The organism is Pseudomonas sp. Ors-4-3C, assembly GCF_055755035.1.
The window spans coordinates 1,638,496-1,652,365 of the sequence record NZ_CM146900.1 but is presented as its reverse complement, the minus strand read 5'-3'; the positions used below and the strand labels follow the sequence as shown (position 1 = coordinate 1,652,365).

Sequence of the window (13,870 nt, the reverse complement as noted above, 5' to 3'; positions counted from 1 at the left end):
CTCATCTGTGGGAGCGGGCTTGCTCGCGAAAGCAAAGGATCAGTCAACCTCATCTCTAACTGACATTCCGCCTTCGCGAGCAAGCCCGCTCCCACACTTGATCAGTGGTGTTCGACGCCGGCGCGTTTCAGCAGCTTCTTGCAGCGCTCGGACAGATGAAACACCTGCAATTCCTTCCCGGCCTTGGCGTAACGCTCACGCAAGGTCTTCAACGCGGCAATCGCCGAATAATCGACGAAGCTCAAATGCCGGCAATCCAGGGTCACCCGCTCCGGGTCATTGGCCGGGTCGAACTGGTTGAGGAACGGCGTGGTCGAGGCGAAAAACAGCGTGCCGTGCAGGCGGTAGAGTTTGCTGCCGTCGGCTTCCAGATGCTCATCGGCGTACAACTCACGGGCCTGCTGCCACGCGAAGTTCAGCGCGGCGATGATGATCCCGCAGAGCACGGCAGTGGCCAGATCGGTGAACACGGTGATGGTGGTCACGGCGATGATCACCAGCACATCGTTAAGCGGCACTTTGTTCAATACCCGCAACGACGCCCAGGCGAAGGTTTGCTGCGAGACCACGAACATCACCCCCACCAGCGCCGCCAGCGGAATGCGCTCGATCAGCGGTGACAGAAACAGGATAAACAACAGAATCAACACACCCGCTACCACACCGGACAAACGCCCGCGCCCGCCGGAGCTGAGGTTGATCACGGTCTGGCCGATCATCGCGCAACCACCCATGCCACCGAACGCGCCGGAGACCACGTTCGCCGCACCCAGGGCGACGCATTCGCGATCCGGGTAACCACGGGTTTCGGTGATTTCGTCGGTGAGGTTCAGGGTCAACAGGGTTTCCAACAGCCCCACCAACGCCATCAGAATCGCGTATGGGGCGATGATGCGCAGGGTCTCCAGGTTCCACGGGATGTCCGGCAGCGCGAAGCTCGGCAGACCGCCGGCGATGTGCGCCATGTCGCCGAGGGTGCGGGTCGGCAGGCCGAACAGGTAGACCAGCAGGCCCACACCGAGAATCGCCACCAGTGCCGGCGGCACCGCGCGGGTCAGGCGCGGCAGGATGTAGACGATGGCCATGGTCAGCAGCACCAGCCCGGTCATCAGGTACAGCGGCGTGCCGCTGAGCCAGTGTTCGCCGCTCTTGAAATGCTCCAGTTGCGCCAGCGCGATGATGATCGCCAGGCCGTTGACGAAGCCGAGCATCACCGGGTGCGGCACCATGCGCACCAGTTTGCCCAGGCGCAGCAGCCCGAACGCCATCATGATCAGACCGCCGAGCAACACCGTCGCGAGCAGGTATTGCACGCCGTGCTGCACCACCAGCGCGACGATCACCACCGCCATCGAGCCTGCCGCCCCGGAGACCATCCCCGGCCGCCCGCCAAACAATGCGGTCAGCGTGCAAATAATGAAGGCGCCGTACAGGCCCATCAGCGGATTGAGGTGGGCCACCAGCGCAAACGCAATGCATTCGGGCAACAGGGCAAACGAGGTGGTGAGTCCGGCCAGGACATCGGCGCGCAGACGTTGTGGTTTCATGGCTTACCTGACTAAACGACCTGAGAGCGTGGCCGAGGGTGTTCGCGGAAGTAAAAGAGGGTTGCGGATGTTACGGAATTGTCCGGGATCGGGCCAGTGATCGCTGACACGTGTAGCCGTGCGATTTATCCTGACGCGCTTATGCCTCCGCCGAGTATGACCATGACTGCATTGCTGACCGCCCGCGACGTTTGCCAGCGCTTGCGCGAGGCTGCGCTGGGTGTGCTGATGTTCAACCGATTAGAGGCGTCCGGTGCTGCCGGAGTGGTTGCGGTCGATATCGAAGGCTGGCGCCTATTGCTGGATGTTGAGGGTGGGCGTTTGCATCACTGTGAACATTGCCGTTGCCCGGATGGCCGTGAATGGCATTTCAATAGCCGTTACGGCACCGACCCGGTGAATCTGCTCAGTACCTGGGAACTGGCGCAGATCGAAAATCTGTTGAAGCCTTGAACACCTCACGGACAAAGTCGATTGCTCAATGATGGCACTCTGCCCATAATTCGCACCCCTTATTCCTCACGCAAGGAAACGCCGTGAAAAAGTCTCTGTTGTTGATCCCGATGCTGGCAGTGCTGCTGCAAGGTTGTGGCATGACCATGACCCGCTACGAGCCGAGCTTCGAAAACGTTCAAAAGCTCAAGCAGACTCCGCCCCTGCATGCTGTCAGCAATCCACAGGTGACTGCCGAGTCCGGCGAAGGTTCGCTGACAGTTCGAGCCAATCCGGTGCGCTCGCCGTCCGGCAGCATCCCGGCGCACATCCAGGACGCGATCACTGAAGAACTGCGCAAGGCCGGCCTGCTTGATCCGCAAGCTCAGCGTCAGCTGAAAGTGCTGGTGGTGAAGAACAATCTGTCGGCCGGCATGGGCACGGGCGAAGGCCAACTCGCGGCACGCTTCACCCTGCTCAATGGCCAGAACGTGGTTTACGACGCTACCAAAAATGTCAGCAGCCAGTGGAGCAGCAGCTTCTTCGGTTTCATCGCGATTCCGAATGCGGTCAACGCCTATAACCCGATGCTGCGTGATCTGCTGAAGGAACTGTACAGCGATCCGCAGTTCATCCAGGCCCTGAAGTAAGGGCAAAAAAAGAGCCGCGATTGCGGCTCTTTTTTTGGCATCAGGCCCGCGGAGTGCGGGTCTCGAGCGCCGAGTATTTCAGGGTATTGTTGTCGATCATCTGCTTGAGCAGCGCGTTGACCTGACGGGCGAAAGTGTCGTTGACCGCCGCCTTCGGAGTGTTGCCCATCAGCGGAATGAACCAGATACCGATCCAGGTACCGACCGCATCATGGTTGCTCGCGGTGGTCAGGGCCTGGCCTGTGCCGTCGACGGCTTCGAGGCTCATGGTGTACTGATCGGTGCCGTACGCCGGGATCACCATCAGACTGAAACCACTGATGAAGGCCAGCACCATCGAACCGGCATTCGGCGGATGGTTGTACATTTTCAGACGCAGGCTGTAGTCACCCGGCTGCTTCTGGAACTCGTCCAGGGTGACACGACCGAACAGACCCGAATCGGTCAGAATCTTTTGCAGCTCTGGTTTGAGCTGATCTCGCGCTTGCGGCACTTCTACGGCCGAAGTGCTTTTCGGCTCGCCCTGATAGAAGTCGAAGTCCACATACACGTTCGGTTTATTCGCGTAGCTGGCCATCGATGGCAGCTTGACCGGCGCGACTTCGTCTTTGGTGAAACTGGCACAACCACCGAGCGTGAGCACCAGGCCCAGCGCCACGATTTTCCCGAATTGCATGTTGTCTTCCCTATATGAACCGAGCCAAATGATAGCAATGAGCCTCCATTGCGGAGGCGGGGCGGATTCTAGAGAGAGCGGTCGCGTGAGGAAAGGCTGAATCGGAAAATTTACACAAAAAACCCCGCTCAACCCTGCCGCAAATCGAGCACGTAGGTGTAGTAACCGGTATCGCGCACATACCCTAGCGATTCATACAAACCCTGTGCAGTGAAGTTGTCGGTGGCGGTTTCCAGCACCAGCCCCTTGGCGCCGGTCTGCAGCGCAAAGTCCCGCGCCGTGTTCATCAGCAATCTGCCCACTCCACGGCCACGAGCAGCGGGCGCGGTGAACAAATCGCTAAGCAACCAGGTGCGATGGGCATCTATCGAGGAAAACGTCGGATACAGCTGCACGAAACCCAGCGCTTCGGCGTTTTCATCCTGCGCGAGGAAAATTGCCGACTCGTTGCCGGCCATGCGTTCGGCGATGAAGGCGCGCGATTGCGCCAGGTTCGAGGGTTGCTGATAGAAACCGCGATAAGCGTCGAACAGTTTTGCCACCGCCTCCAAATCAGCCGCCGTAGCGCGCAGTGCCTTGATCGCCATGCTCCGTCCCCCGTTTTTTGATTATCGAACCAGCATAGCGCTCTCGAACGAGTTAGCTGGCCTCACCGCTATATAGTTTTGTATATTGCGAAACCGAATTTGCCAGTATCCGCCCATGCCATTCATTCACACCGTGTTCCCATGAGCGCCATTCGCGTACGCAACGAGCAATTGATCCTCGCCGCCGCCAGCGAAGAGTTTGCCGCCAACGGCTTCGACGCCACCCAGACCCGCGACATCGCCGCCCGTGCCGGCGTGCCCAAGGCCAACCTGTATTACTACTTCCAGACCAAGGAAAACCTCTATTCCAAGGTCCTGTTGGGGTTTGTCGAACCGCTGCTGGAGGCCTCGGCAGCGCTGCGCGAAAGCGACGATCCCATGATCGGCCTGCGCGCCTACGTCGCCGCGCGCATCCGCATCGCTCGCGAACACCCGGCCATCGCCAAGGTCTTCAGCGGCGAACTGCTACTCGGCGGTCGCCAACTGCCAGACGAGTGCCGCGACCTGCTGCACGCCGAAGCCCGGCGCAACGTCGACTGCCTGCGCAGCTGGATCGAACGCGGCCTGCTGGCCCCGGTAGACCCGGAACACCTGATGCTGTTCATCTGGTCGGCGACCCGCACCTACACCAACATTGGCTGGCAAATGGGCTGCATCACCGGGCGCGCCGTGCCGCAGGATGAGGATTATCAGACGGCGGCGGAGACGATTACGCGGATGGTGCTGGAGGGCGTCGTGGCACCGAGGGCTGGGGAGATTCGTGGGGTTTTGTTTGCGACTTGAGGTGTTAGGGCTGCTGCGCAGCCTGGCGCGAGCAAGCTCGCTCACCACAGGGGATTTGTGCTGGACATCGGAATCTGTGAACACCATCAATCAATGTGGGAGCGGGCTTGCTCGCGAAGGCGTCGGATCAGCCCACAAATGCGTCACAGGCCCACCGCTTTCGCGAGCAAGCCCGCTCCCACAGGGGTATTCGCTGGTTTAGAGAATGATCTCGGCTGCAGGTTTGACATCGATGCGGCCGGTGGCACCGGTCAGGTGCGCCAAATCCTTGTTGTGTTCGGCGATGATGTCTTCGGCGCTCATGTTGCCGTTGTCGAGGGTGGAATGAGCGTCCGCGGCAAGCACCACGTCGTAGCCCAGTTCATGCGCCTTGCGCACGGTGGCGTTGACGCAGTAGTCGGTTTGCAGGCCGCAGATGATCAGGCGCTCGAAGTCTTCGCTGGGCAGCAGTTTGCCCAGGTCGGTCTGGTAGAACGAATCCGGGGTGGTTTTGCGTAAGCGTAGATCTTGCGCGGCCGTCAGCAGGCCTTCGGCGAGTTGCCAGCCTGCGGCACCAAGGGCCAGCGGGCTGTCCTTTTCTTCATGCTGAATCAGCACCACCGGCACGCCGGCCTTGCGCGCGCGGGTGCTGAGCTGGTTGATGGTGTCGATCACACGGTGGATGTCGAAGCACTGGTATTGGCCCGAGCAGAGAGCCTGTTGGACGTCGATGATCAGCAATGCAGTAGACATGATGGGTCTTCCTTGATCGATCCTCGAAACAGGGGCGGACCTGAATCCGCCCCCTTTTTACGCCACTCAGTAACCCAGTGACAACCCGGTATTACGCCGTGGATCGTTGGCCCCGTAGAAGCGGTTGTTGCCCACCGGTTTACCGCCCAGCGACGGCGCACCGACCAGGATCGCGGCGATGTGGTTGGCATCCTGCGGGCCGGCAAATTTGTGGCCCCAGCTTTCGAGGATTTTCTTCGTGTCGGGACTGGCGGCGTAGTCTTCGAGGTTGGTCTGCTCGGGCATCCATTGCTGGTGGAAGCGCGGCGCGTCGACAGCTTCCTGCAGGCCCATGCCGTAGTCGATGACATTGAGCATGGTCAGCAAGGTCGCCGTGATAATGCGGCTGCCACCCGGCGTACCGACCACCATCACCACTTTGCCGTCCTTGGTGACGATGGTCGGGCTCATCGACGACAGCGGGGTTTTGCCCGGAGCGATGGCATTGGCCTCGCCCTGCACCAGACCGTACATGTTCGGCACGCCGACCTTGGAGGTGAAGTCGTCCATTTCGTCGTTGAGGATCACCCCGGTCTTGCTCGCCATCACCCCGGCGCCGAACCAGTCGTTGAGGGTGTAAGTCACCGACACCGCGTTGCCCCACTTGTCGACGATCGAATAGTGCGTGGTGTTGTTGCCTTCATGCGGCGCGACGCCGGGTTTCAGTTCGGCGGAGATCCCGGCCTTCTGCGGCTGGATCGCGTTGCGCAGCTTGGTCGCGTAGTTCTTGTCCAGCAGATGCTCGATCGGATTCTTCACAAAATCCGGGTCACCCAGATAGCTGTTGCGATCGACATAGGCGTGACGCATCGCTTCGATCTGGTAGTGCATGCCCTGGGCCGAATGGAAGCCCAGATCCTTCATCGGATAGCCTTCAAGAATGTTCATGATCTCACAGATCACCACGCCGCCGGAGCTTGGTGGTGGCGCCGAGACCACGTGGTAACCACGGTAATCGCACTCAACCGGCGCCAGCTCGCGGGTCTTGTACTTGTCGAGGTCGGCCTGGGTGATGATGCCCTTGTTGGCCTGACTGGACGTGACGATGGCGTCGGCCACCCAGCCTTTATAGAAGCCGTCAGCACCTTTTTCGGAAATGGTGCGCAGGGTTTTCGCCAGATCCTTCTGCACCAGTTTCTGCCCGACCTGCATCGGCTCGCCGTTGTGGAGGAAGATCGAGCCGGAATCACGCATGTCCTTTTTGAACACATCGGTGGCGTAGTCCAGCAGATCAACGTCGCCCTGCTCCAGCTCGAAGCCGTCTTCAGCCAGTTTGATCGCCGGGGCGATCATTTCCTTGCGCGGTTTGGTGCCGTACTTGCTCAGCGCCAACTCCATGCCCGACACGGTGCCCGGCACCGCCACGGCGAGGTGACCACGGGTGCTCAGGTCGGGAACGACGTTGCCGTCCTTGTCCAGATACATGTTGGCAGTCGCCGCCAGTGGGGCTTTTTCGCGGAAGTCGAGGAAGGTCTTGCGCCCGTCCGCCAGTTGAATGGTCATGAAACCGCCACCGCCAAGATTGCCTGCCGCGGGATATACCACCGCCAGCGCATAGCCCACAGCAACCGCCGCATCCACCGCGTTACCGCCGTTTTTCAACACATCGACGCCGACATGGGAGGCTAGGTGCTGGGCGGTGACCACCATGCCGTTCTCGGCGGCAACCGGTGCCACGGAGGCGGCGTGGGCCATGAGGCAGCTCAGTGCCAGTGAAGTCGCAATCAGCGTTTTGGCCAAAGGTTCGTACTTCATGAGTCGATCTCTTTTTTGTTATTGGATGGTGTGCAGAACAGGGGGGAACGCTTTAAAGGCAACAAGCAGTATGGTCGCTATTGCGATTTGCGCCTCCCCGTTCAGGCAGTATGCTGGGCGCCGTTGCCGCGCCGATCCGGAGTTTTGCCCATGCCCTACACGTTCATCACCCTGCCCTCACCGGTCGGCGAATTGAAGCTGGTTGCGAACGGCTCGCGACTGGCGGCCATCCTCTGGGAAAACGACAAACCGGGCCGGGTGCGCCTCGGTCCGATGAGCGAAGCGCCGGACAATCCGCTGCTGCAGCGAACCGCACAGCAGCTTGAAGAATATTTTGCCGGCAAGCGTGATCGCTTCGACCTGGAACTGGATTTTGTCGGCACCGATTTTCAGAAAAAGGTCTGGGCGGCGCTGCTGACGATTCCATTTGGCGAAACCCGCACCTACAGCCAGATCGCCGAGCAGATCGGTAACCCAAGCGCCGTGCGCGCGGTGGGAGCGGCGAATGGGCGCAATCCGATTTCGATCGTGGCGCCGTGTCATCGGGTGATTGGCGCGTCGGGGAAGTTGACCGGGTTTGCGGGTGGGCTTGAAGCCAAGGAAAGATTGCTGACGCTGGAGGGAGGTGCCTGGTCTGATGTCGGTAGAACAGGCGACCTGTTTTAACCTGTAAATGCCATTGCGTGGCGAGGGAGCTTGCTCCCGCTCCGGTGCGCAGCACTGGCAAAAACCTGGGACCGCTGCGCAGCCCTGCGGGAGCAAGCTCCCTCGCCACAATGGATTGGCGCTGAATCAGGTGTTGAACAGATTATTCATCGCCGCATACTGCAACAGCATGATGGTCTTGGCGTCGCAGATTTCGCCGCGCTGGAACGCCGCCAGTGCTTCGTCGAAACCCCACTCCAGCACTTCCAGTTCTTCGGTTTCCTCTTCCAGTCCGCCACCCTCGCTGACCTTCGACTTCGCGTCGTACTCGGCAATAAAGAAGTGCAGCTTTTCGGTCACCGAGCCAGGGCTCATGTAAGCCTCGAATACCTTCTTCACGTCATGCACGCGGTAGCCGGTTTCCTCTTCGGCCTCATCGCGAATTCGCTGTTCCGGCGCAGCACCTTCCAGCAGCCCCGCTGCCACTTCGATCAACAAACCGTCGTGGCCGTTGACGAACACCGGCAAGCGGAATTGGCGGGTCAGCACCACGGTACGCTGTGCGCGGTTGAACAACAGGATCGCGGCACCATTGCCACGGTCGTAAACCTCGCGCGTCTGCCGCTGCCAGTCGCCGTTATTGCGCAGATAGTCAAAGGTGATTTTCTGCAACAGGTACCAGTCGTGGGACAACACCTCGGTGTCGACAATGTTGACCCGCTCGGCTGTCTTGATCATGACGCCAGATCCTTGTGCCATCGGAAAACGTCCATAGTCGATTAATCGCGCCCACAAAAAAAGCCCGGCAGCGCTACCGGGCTTCTTTATTTACGATTAACGGGCGAGGCGCGATAACGCTTCATCCGTTTCCTGCACTGCTGTGCGGACGCCGTGAATCAGCGGCCCATAACGCCGGCTGAACTCCCAGTTGTACGGCACGCGATCCTTGCTGACACCGTTATCCCAGTTCACCGACCAGGTCATCAGCCCTTTGATCGGCAGTCCTTTGATCGCCAGACGCTTGAGCGCATTGCCCACTGCGGTGCTGTCGATCACATAACCGGTGGCGGCCGCATCGACGTTGGCCGGCAGGCCGATGACGAATTTGTCCGCCGGGATTTTGGTGAAACCGCGGGTTCCGGTCACCAGACTTTCGGTCAGGTAATAGAGGAAGTCCTCTTTCAGCGCATCGTTGTTCTGCGCGATCCACGCGCCATTGCCGTTATTGGCTTCCGGCACCCAGACTCCGTCGCCGCCCTGGTTGTAGAACTGCGGGGCGATGAAGTCGTAATAGCCTTCGAGTGCCTGCAGGTAACCAACGTATTTGCCGTTGGTGGTCAGGTACGGAAACTCCGGGGCCATGCTGATGATGAAGTGCTTGCCCTGGCCTGCGTAGTGATCCTTGACCAGTTTCAGCGCGGCTGGCAGCACGGTCTTGTTGGCAGCGAAATCAATCGCGCTCTGTTCAAGATCGATGTCCAGCCCATCGAAGCCGTAGGTTTCCACCAGACGGATGATTTCATTGGCCAGCGGTTGTTCCTGCCCGCTGCGCAACTCGATGTGTGCATCGGCGCCCCCCAGGGACAGCAGCACCGCCCGCCCCTGGCTGTTGAGTACGCCGACCTGACGCCGGAACTCGGCATCGGACACGTTGTACGGCTTGAAGGTCGGAATCCCGCTGCCCTTCATGAACGCCACCGCGACCACGTTGTACTCCTTGGGCACGGCTTCCAGAGCGATCTCGGCGAATCGGCCCTGGCGATAGCCGTCACTCGGACCCGCTGGCCAGTTGTGCCAGAAGCCCATGAGTATTTTTTTGCCGGCGATGCTCGGCATCAGCGAGGCCGCGTCGGCCGCCTGGTTTTGCACTAGCGTGAAGTCGATATTTGACATGTTCTAATCCTTCAGAACCTGTGGGTTGAGCGTAACGCCGTTATTTGAAGTCGACGTCGAACGCCTGATAGAACGCGTTGCCGGTGTTGGCGACGATCCACATCAACACGATGACGTGACGACCCTTTTTATTGGCCGGCAATTTCACCGAATGATTGACCTTGGCCTTCAATTCCCCCGGATAGCTGTAATACGGCACTTGAGTGTAGAAGTCTTCGGCGAAAGGCTGCGCCTCGAGCTGTGCACGGGAAATCCGCTGTTTCGGATCCCAGCCATCCTTGGTGATCATCCAGCGATAGCCACGGGTGGTGTGCGGCGCGGTGTATTCCCACTTCACTTCCAGTGTCTGGCCCGGGGTAACGCTGAGCAGCGGCCAGTTGAACGGACGATTGAGCTTCTTGCTCATTTCCTCGTCGGTGAAGTTTACGCAGTCACGGGCATCGGTCTTGCCGCCGCTGAGAATGTAACCATCGGCGGGCGGTGTGACGCTGTCACTGTCGCTGCCATAGGGAGCAGGAAAAGGCCCTGCCACGAGCGCCGGGAAGTTCTTGCCGCCTTCCATTTCGTTGACCTGCCAGGCACCGAGCAATCCTTGCTCGATGGCTACCGCACCGCGGCTGGCTGGAGAGGTGACGCGACCGTGTCGCAGTTGGGTTTGAGCTTGTGGTTGATTCATGTTTTTCACTCCGTTGATTTAAGAACTCTCCTGTCCGAGGAGAGGCCTTCAAGCTAACGGAGGTGGTTTTTTTGTCCATCGGCGGTTTTGTCGCAGGCAATCGACCGCCCGCATTGAAAACACCGAAAATACTGGATGGATATCCAGTCAATTGCGACAACACCCACCTGACGCATGGCTAAAGGCCTACACGCCGACGCAGCAAAAACCTGCATTCACCACTCACTCCAGTTGTGCCTGGTATTCCTTTTCGTACTGCCCGGCGAGCTGTTCTTTTTGCTTGTCGTCAAGCAACTTGCCAGCCATCTGGAAGAACTTCTGTTCCTCTTCCTTGAGATGGTGATGAACCTTGTCCGAGAGCTTTTTGGCGGTCGCCAGCCACGCCGGACTGGACATCTCGGTCTCGTCTAGCTCTTCCATCATCTCGTCCATTTCGTGGTGCTCGGAGATGGCATGGCGACTGAGGTCGACACCGTTGTCGAATTCCATCAGCGGGATGTAGAAGTGGCGTTCTTCGGCGGTTTCATGGGCCTGCAGTTCAGCCTTGAGCTGCTTGTAGGCCTCAACCCGCTCCGGAGTATCACCGCTGGTTTCGACCAGGGCTTTGGCGTAGCTGCGCTGGCGGTCATGGCTTTCGCGAAGGGCTTCGAAAATATTCATGGGGTGATCCTCATCAGTCGCGTTCGGAAATGACGCTGTAAAACCTAGACCCCGACGTCTCAGCGACGGTTCCAAAGGCTTGAGGAAGGACTTGGAGGACGCCCCCCCGGCAGGATAGGCTGCGGATTCACCTCACAAGGAAGTTGCGCATGACGTTACGAATCGAGCTGTCGCAGAACCCCACGGAAGAACAACGCAAGGCCATTCTCGAGCCTTTGATTGCGTATAACGACGCCCAGACCGGTGGTTCCGTGTCAGAACCCTTCGCCCTGCTGGTGCGCGATGAACACGACGCGATTCTCGGCGGTTTGTATGGCCGGGTGATTTTTACCTGGATGTACATTGAGTTGCTGTGCGTCCCGGAACAAGGCCGCGGACAACGCATCGGCTCGGAACTGATGGCCATGGCGGAAAATCTGGCCCGAGAGAAGAACTGCCTGGGCATCTGGCTGGACACCTTCGATTTTCAGGCGCCGGAGTTTTACAAGAAGCTGGGATTCAGCCAGTTTGGCGAGATCGTCGACTACCCGCCGGGGCATAGTCGGCATTATTTCCAGAAGCGCTTGAAGGGTTGAACCTCAAGGGCCCTTCGCGAGCAGGCTCGCTCCCACAATGGAATGCATTTCAAAAGTGGGAGCGAGCCTGCTCGCGATGGCGGCAGCCGCCTCAACGCAAGATCAAAGACAGGTCGCCAACCCCGCCAACCGGCGCTTGGCGACAAAATCATCCTTCTGCACGTAATAATTGAGCACGGTCCCCGACGCATCGCTGGTCACGTCGACAAACGACTCCGCCGAACGCGTATACACCGTCGAACCACCCTTCTTGCCCGGTTGCAGATACGCTCCGGCGTCCACGCCAAACACCGCCTCGTCCTGCCAGGCGAATTGCACGCACTGGGCCACGACTTGCTCGGGCTTGTCCGAGGTCAGAACCTTGTAAGGGGCTTTGGTACGAGAATCATCCATCACCGAACCCGCGCAGCCAGCCAGCACGGTCGCGGCCAGCGCTACCATCAGAATTCGCATTGCATTCGCTCATTCAGAAAAAAGCGGACTGTATCACCGCAACAGGCAAAATCGTTCTGCTTTACTGCATTTATAGCGCGACACGCATCGGCCGCTCCGGCACCCTAGGGTCATCAGCCTCACAAGGAACACACATGGCGCCCACCGACCAGCGACATGAACAAGCCCTGAAACTGTTTCTAGACGCGCGCCCCGACCTGCGCGAAACCCTCGATCATCTCAATCCGCTGCTGGCCCAGGCCAAGGGCGAAACCCCGGCGCAGTATCGTGAAGAACGCCTGCACGAAGCCTTCGAGGCCGAGGCGGAGGATCAAGGCCTGTTCGCCTGGGAACTGACCTTGCTCCTGACGGCGGCAACGCCCGAGGACTATCAGGCCCAGCGCATGGAGGTGCACCGCGAGGTGGCGGAAATGGCAAACATGAGCTGGCCGGATTATTGCGACCTGTATGGGTTAGAACCTTAACCGCCGCTCAAGGATATCGCCGCCGATGCTGCCTTCGACCTCGACTCACCGCGCCACGTCCGGACATCTGCACCGGCAGAAGTGGCGTGGCCGTATCGGTCTGGCACTGGTGGCCAGTCTGTCGGTGCTGGCGGGCATGACCGACGCGATCGGCTTCATGGCCAGCGGCGATTTTGTTTCGTTCATGAGCGGCAACACCACGCGCCTGGCGGTGGCGATCAGTGACGGCGATCTCGGACTGACGTTGCGTCTGATCATCCTCGTCGTCACCTTCGTGATCGGTAATGCCTTGGGGATCGTGATCGGGCGCCTCGGTGGTCGGCGCACATTGCCCTTGTTGCTGTGCATCGCCACCTTGCTCTGCCTGGCGGCTGCCTGGCCGTATGACACGCAACTGCCGGCGCTGCTGGCGGCGATCATCGCGATGGGCATGCTCAACGCGGCGGTCGAGGAAGTGAACGGTCTGCCGGTGGGTCTGACCTACGTGACCGGAGCGTTGTCACGGTTCGGCCGTGGACTGGGGCGCTGGATGCTCGGCGAACGCCGTAACGGCTGGCGGGTACAACTGGTGCCATGGAGCGGGATGTTCATCGGCGCGATTCTCGGCGCGGTGCTGGAACATCATTTCGGGCTTCGGGCATTGTTCGCCAGTGGCTTGCTGGCTGCTGTGCTGGGCGTGCTGTCCCTGAGCATTCCGCGGCGTTGGCAACTGGGCTATATGCCCCGCTGAAATACGATCCTGTAGGAGCGGGCTTGCTCGCGAAAGCGGTGCATCAGTCAAAGATGTTTTGAATGACCCAACGCCTTCGCGAGCAAGCCCGCTCCCACATAGGGCATGCGCCTGACTTCGGTTTCGCGGATGCCGTCATAAAGCTTTATCATGGCCGCAGTTTTGCTGATCGAGTCCGTCATGAAGTTCGCCATTGCGCTGTTTTCCGCCGCCCATGCGCCCTCCTCGCGCCGTGCCCTGCTGTTTGCGCAGGCTGCGCTGACCGGCGGGCATGAGATTGTCCGGCTGTTTTTCTATCAGGACGGCGTCTACAACGCCTCGGACGCGGTGGTCACCCCGCAGGACGAACTGGACCTGCCCAAACAGTGGCGCGCGTTCATCAGCGAGCAGCAACTGGACGGCGTGGTGTGCATCGCCGCCGCCCTGCGCCGTGGCGTGCTGAATGACGAAGAAGCCAAACGCTACCAGCGTGATGCGGTCGCGGTCAGCGCGCCATGGGAGTTGTCCGGCCTCGGCCAGTTGCACGATGCGGTGCAGGACGCCGATCGACTGATCTGTTTCGGAGGCGCGTGA

Annotated in this window: 18 protein-coding genes and 1 pseudogene; 8 read left to right on the top strand and 11 right to left on the bottom strand. The window is 59.8% G+C overall.

What is annotated here, in order from left to right:
• Positions 1 to 101 precede the first annotated feature (101 nt).
• A complete protein-coding gene (locus ACVHNU_RS07460; RefSeq protein ID WP_473019329.1) occupies positions 102 to 1,547 on the bottom strand; it encodes a SulP family inorganic anion transporter in 1,446 nt (481 codons plus the stop codon).
• Positions 1,548 to 1,709: 162 nt separating this feature from the next.
• Here ACVHNU_RS07460 and ACVHNU_RS07455 point away from each other — a divergent pair, with 162 nt between their 5' ends.
• Both ACVHNU_RS07455 and ACVHNU_RS07450 read left to right on the top strand, forming a co-directional pair.
• Entirely contained in the window at positions 1,710 to 2,000 is a 291-nt protein-coding gene (locus tag ACVHNU_RS07455) for a DUF7693 family protein (RefSeq protein ID WP_226501621.1), read from the top strand.
• 83 nt (positions 2,001 to 2,083) lie between these two features.
• Positions 2,084 to 2,629, top strand: a complete 546-nt coding sequence (locus ACVHNU_RS07450; RefSeq protein ID WP_003223882.1) for a hypothetical protein — start codon at positions 2,084 to 2,086, stop codon at positions 2,627 to 2,629.
• A 40-nt stretch (positions 2,630 to 2,669) separates the two neighbouring features.
• Here ACVHNU_RS07450 and ACVHNU_RS07445 read toward each other — a convergent pair whose 3' ends face one another.
• The gene (locus ACVHNU_RS07445; protein WP_003223880.1) at positions 2,670 to 3,305 is read right to left on the bottom strand and encodes a hypothetical protein; all 636 of its coding nucleotides are present in this window, start codon (positions 3,303 to 3,305) and stop codon (positions 2,670 to 2,672) included.
• 128 nt (positions 3,306 to 3,433) lie between these two features.
• Positions 3,434 to 3,892 (bottom strand): GNAT family N-acetyltransferase, encoded by a 459-nt coding sequence (locus tag ACVHNU_RS07440; protein ID WP_400506909.1) that lies wholly within the window; start codon positions 3,890 to 3,892, stop codon positions 3,434 to 3,436.
• Between the two features lie 141 nt (positions 3,893 to 4,033).
• Here ACVHNU_RS07440 and ACVHNU_RS07435 point away from each other — a divergent pair, with 141 nt between their 5' ends.
• On the top strand, positions 4,034 to 4,675 hold the full coding sequence (locus ACVHNU_RS07435; protein ID WP_045122389.1) for a TetR/AcrR family transcriptional regulator: 642 nt from the start codon (positions 4,034 to 4,036) through the stop codon (positions 4,673 to 4,675).
• A 198-nt stretch (positions 4,676 to 4,873) separates the two neighbouring features.
• Here the strand turns inward: ACVHNU_RS07435 and ACVHNU_RS07430 are convergent, their stop codons facing one another.
• Complete coding sequence (locus ACVHNU_RS07430) at positions 4,874 to 5,407, bottom strand: cysteine hydrolase family protein (RefSeq protein WP_473019328.1); 534 nt, start codon at positions 5,405 to 5,407, stop codon at positions 4,874 to 4,876.
• Positions 5,408 to 5,473: 66 nt separating this feature from the next.
• Positions 5,474 to 7,201 (bottom strand): gamma-glutamyltransferase, encoded by a 1,728-nt coding sequence (gene ggt / locus ACVHNU_RS07425; RefSeq protein ID WP_201138119.1) that lies wholly within the window; start codon positions 7,199 to 7,201, stop codon positions 5,474 to 5,476.
• A gap of 150 nt (positions 7,202 to 7,351) precedes the next feature.
• On the opposite strand from ggt, the gene ACVHNU_RS07420 reads away from it, so the two are divergent.
• Positions 7,352 to 7,867, top strand: coding sequence for a methylated-DNA--[protein]-cysteine S-methyltransferase (locus ACVHNU_RS07420; RefSeq protein ID WP_103521198.1), 516 nt, complete (start codon positions 7,352 to 7,354; stop codon positions 7,865 to 7,867).
• 126 nt (positions 7,868 to 7,993) lie between these two features.
• On the opposite strand, the gene ACVHNU_RS07415 is transcribed toward ACVHNU_RS07420, so the two are convergent.
• The 4 genes and pseudogenes from ACVHNU_RS07415 to ACVHNU_RS07400 all read right to left on the bottom strand — a co-directional run bounded on the left by ACVHNU_RS07415 (position 7,994) and on the right by ACVHNU_RS07400 (position 11,075).
• Positions 7,994 to 8,584 (bottom strand): NUDIX domain-containing protein, encoded by a 591-nt coding sequence (locus tag ACVHNU_RS07415; protein ID WP_103521197.1) that lies wholly within the window; start codon positions 8,582 to 8,584, stop codon positions 7,994 to 7,996.
• A gap of 153 nt (positions 8,585 to 8,737) precedes the next feature.
• Positions 8,738 to 9,739: pseudogene (locus ACVHNU_RS07410) on the bottom strand (chitinase); the annotation flags it as partial.
• Between the two features lie 40 nt (positions 9,740 to 9,779).
• Complete coding sequence (locus tag ACVHNU_RS07405; RefSeq protein ID WP_003223871.1) at positions 9,780 to 10,415, bottom strand: lytic polysaccharide monooxygenase auxiliary activity family 9 protein; 636 nt, start codon at positions 10,413 to 10,415, stop codon at positions 9,780 to 9,782.
• Positions 10,416 to 10,637: 222 nt separating this feature from the next.
• Positions 10,638 to 11,075, bottom strand: coding sequence for a hemerythrin domain-containing protein (locus tag ACVHNU_RS07400; RefSeq protein ID WP_003223870.1), 438 nt, complete (start codon positions 11,073 to 11,075; stop codon positions 10,638 to 10,640).
• Positions 11,076 to 11,224: 149 nt separating this feature from the next.
• Here ACVHNU_RS07400 and ACVHNU_RS07395 point away from each other — a divergent pair, with 149 nt between their 5' ends.
• Positions 11,225 to 11,650, top strand: a complete 426-nt coding sequence (locus ACVHNU_RS07395; RefSeq protein ID WP_003223869.1) for a GNAT family N-acetyltransferase — start codon at positions 11,225 to 11,227, stop codon at positions 11,648 to 11,650.
• Positions 11,651 to 11,752: 102 nt separating this feature from the next.
• Here the strand turns inward: ACVHNU_RS07395 and ACVHNU_RS07390 are convergent, their stop codons facing one another.
• On the bottom strand, positions 11,753 to 12,103 hold the full coding sequence (locus tag ACVHNU_RS07390) for a hypothetical protein (protein WP_103486093.1): 351 nt from the start codon (positions 12,101 to 12,103) through the stop codon (positions 11,753 to 11,755).
• Positions 12,104 to 12,237: 134 nt separating this feature from the next.
• Here ACVHNU_RS07390 and ACVHNU_RS07385 point away from each other — a divergent pair, with 134 nt between their 5' ends.
• A complete protein-coding gene (locus ACVHNU_RS07385; protein ID WP_003223867.1) occupies positions 12,238 to 12,567 on the top strand; it encodes a DUF6388 family protein in 330 nt (109 codons plus the stop codon).
• Between the two features lie 25 nt (positions 12,568 to 12,592).
• Positions 12,593 to 13,297 carry a YoaK family protein gene (locus ACVHNU_RS07380; RefSeq protein ID WP_027614683.1) on the top strand — a complete coding sequence of 235 codons (705 nt, stop codon included), beginning with the start codon at positions 12,593 to 12,595 and terminating at the stop codon, positions 13,295 to 13,297.
• A gap of 47 nt (positions 13,298 to 13,344) precedes the next feature.
• Here the strand turns inward: ACVHNU_RS07380 and ACVHNU_RS07375 are convergent, their stop codons facing one another.
• Positions 13,345 to 13,479 carry a hypothetical protein gene (locus tag ACVHNU_RS07375; RefSeq protein ID WP_473019327.1) on the bottom strand — a complete coding sequence of 45 codons (135 nt, stop codon included), beginning with the start codon at positions 13,477 to 13,479 and terminating at the stop codon, positions 13,345 to 13,347.
• Here ACVHNU_RS07375 and tusD point away from each other — a divergent pair.
• Positions 13,478 to 13,870 (top strand): sulfurtransferase complex subunit TusD, encoded by a 393-nt coding sequence (gene tusD, locus ACVHNU_RS07370; RefSeq protein ID WP_473019326.1) that lies wholly within the window; start codon positions 13,478 to 13,480, stop codon positions 13,868 to 13,870. The two genes, ACVHNU_RS07375 and tusD, sit on opposite strands and share 2 nt — an antisense overlap.

Excerpts from the sequence above, each read along its gene's own strand:
- ACVHNU_RS07460 (WP_473019329.1), bottom strand. The coding sequence starts at position 1,547 with ATGAAACCACAACGTCTGCGCGCCGATGTCCTGGCCGGACTCACCACC.
- ACVHNU_RS07455 (WP_226501621.1), top strand. The coding sequence starts at position 1,710 with ATGACTGCATTGCTGACCGCCCGCGACGTTTGCCAGCGCTTGCGCGAG.
- ACVHNU_RS07445 (WP_003223880.1), bottom strand. The coding sequence starts at position 3,305 with ATGCAATTCGGGAAAATCGTGGCGCTGGGCCTGGTGCTCACGCTCGGT.
- ACVHNU_RS07440 (WP_400506909.1), bottom strand. The coding sequence starts at position 3,892 with ATGGCGATCAAGGCACTGCGCGCTACGGCGGCTGATTTGGAGGCGGTG.
- ACVHNU_RS07435 (WP_045122389.1), top strand. The coding sequence starts at position 4,034 with ATGAGCGCCATTCGCGTACGCAACGAGCAATTGATCCTCGCCGCCGCC.
- ACVHNU_RS07430 (WP_473019328.1), bottom strand. The coding sequence starts at position 5,407 with ATGTCTACTGCATTGCTGATCATCGACGTCCAACAGGCTCTCTGCTCG.
- ggt (WP_201138119.1), bottom strand. The coding sequence starts at position 7,201 with ATGAAGTACGAACCTTTGGCCAAAACGCTGATTGCGACTTCACTGGCA.
- ACVHNU_RS07420 (WP_103521198.1), top strand. The coding sequence starts at position 7,352 with ATGCCCTACACGTTCATCACCCTGCCCTCACCGGTCGGCGAATTGAAG.
- ACVHNU_RS07415 (WP_103521197.1), bottom strand. The coding sequence starts at position 8,584 with ATGATCAAGACAGCCGAGCGGGTCAACATTGTCGACACCGAGGTGTTG.
- ACVHNU_RS07405 (WP_003223871.1), bottom strand. The coding sequence starts at position 10,415 with ATGAATCAACCACAAGCTCAAACCCAACTGCGACACGGTCGCGTCACC.
- ACVHNU_RS07400 (WP_003223870.1), bottom strand. The coding sequence starts at position 11,075 with ATGAATATTTTCGAAGCCCTTCGCGAAAGCCATGACCGCCAGCGCAGC.
- ACVHNU_RS07395 (WP_003223869.1), top strand. The coding sequence starts at position 11,225 with ATGACGTTACGAATCGAGCTGTCGCAGAACCCCACGGAAGAACAACGC.
- ACVHNU_RS07390 (WP_103486093.1), bottom strand. The coding sequence starts at position 12,103 with ATGCGAATTCTGATGGTAGCGCTGGCCGCGACCGTGCTGGCTGGCTGC.
- ACVHNU_RS07385 (WP_003223867.1), top strand. The coding sequence starts at position 12,238 with ATGGCGCCCACCGACCAGCGACATGAACAAGCCCTGAAACTGTTTCTA.
- ACVHNU_RS07380 (WP_027614683.1), top strand. The coding sequence starts at position 12,593 with ATGCTGCCTTCGACCTCGACTCACCGCGCCACGTCCGGACATCTGCAC.
- tusD (WP_473019326.1), top strand. The coding sequence starts at position 13,478 with ATGAAGTTCGCCATTGCGCTGTTTTCCGCCGCCCATGCGCCCTCCTCG.
- ACVHNU_RS07375 (WP_473019327.1), bottom strand. The coding sequence starts at position 13,479 with ATGACGGACTCGATCAGCAAAACTGCGGCCATGATAAAGCTTTATGAC.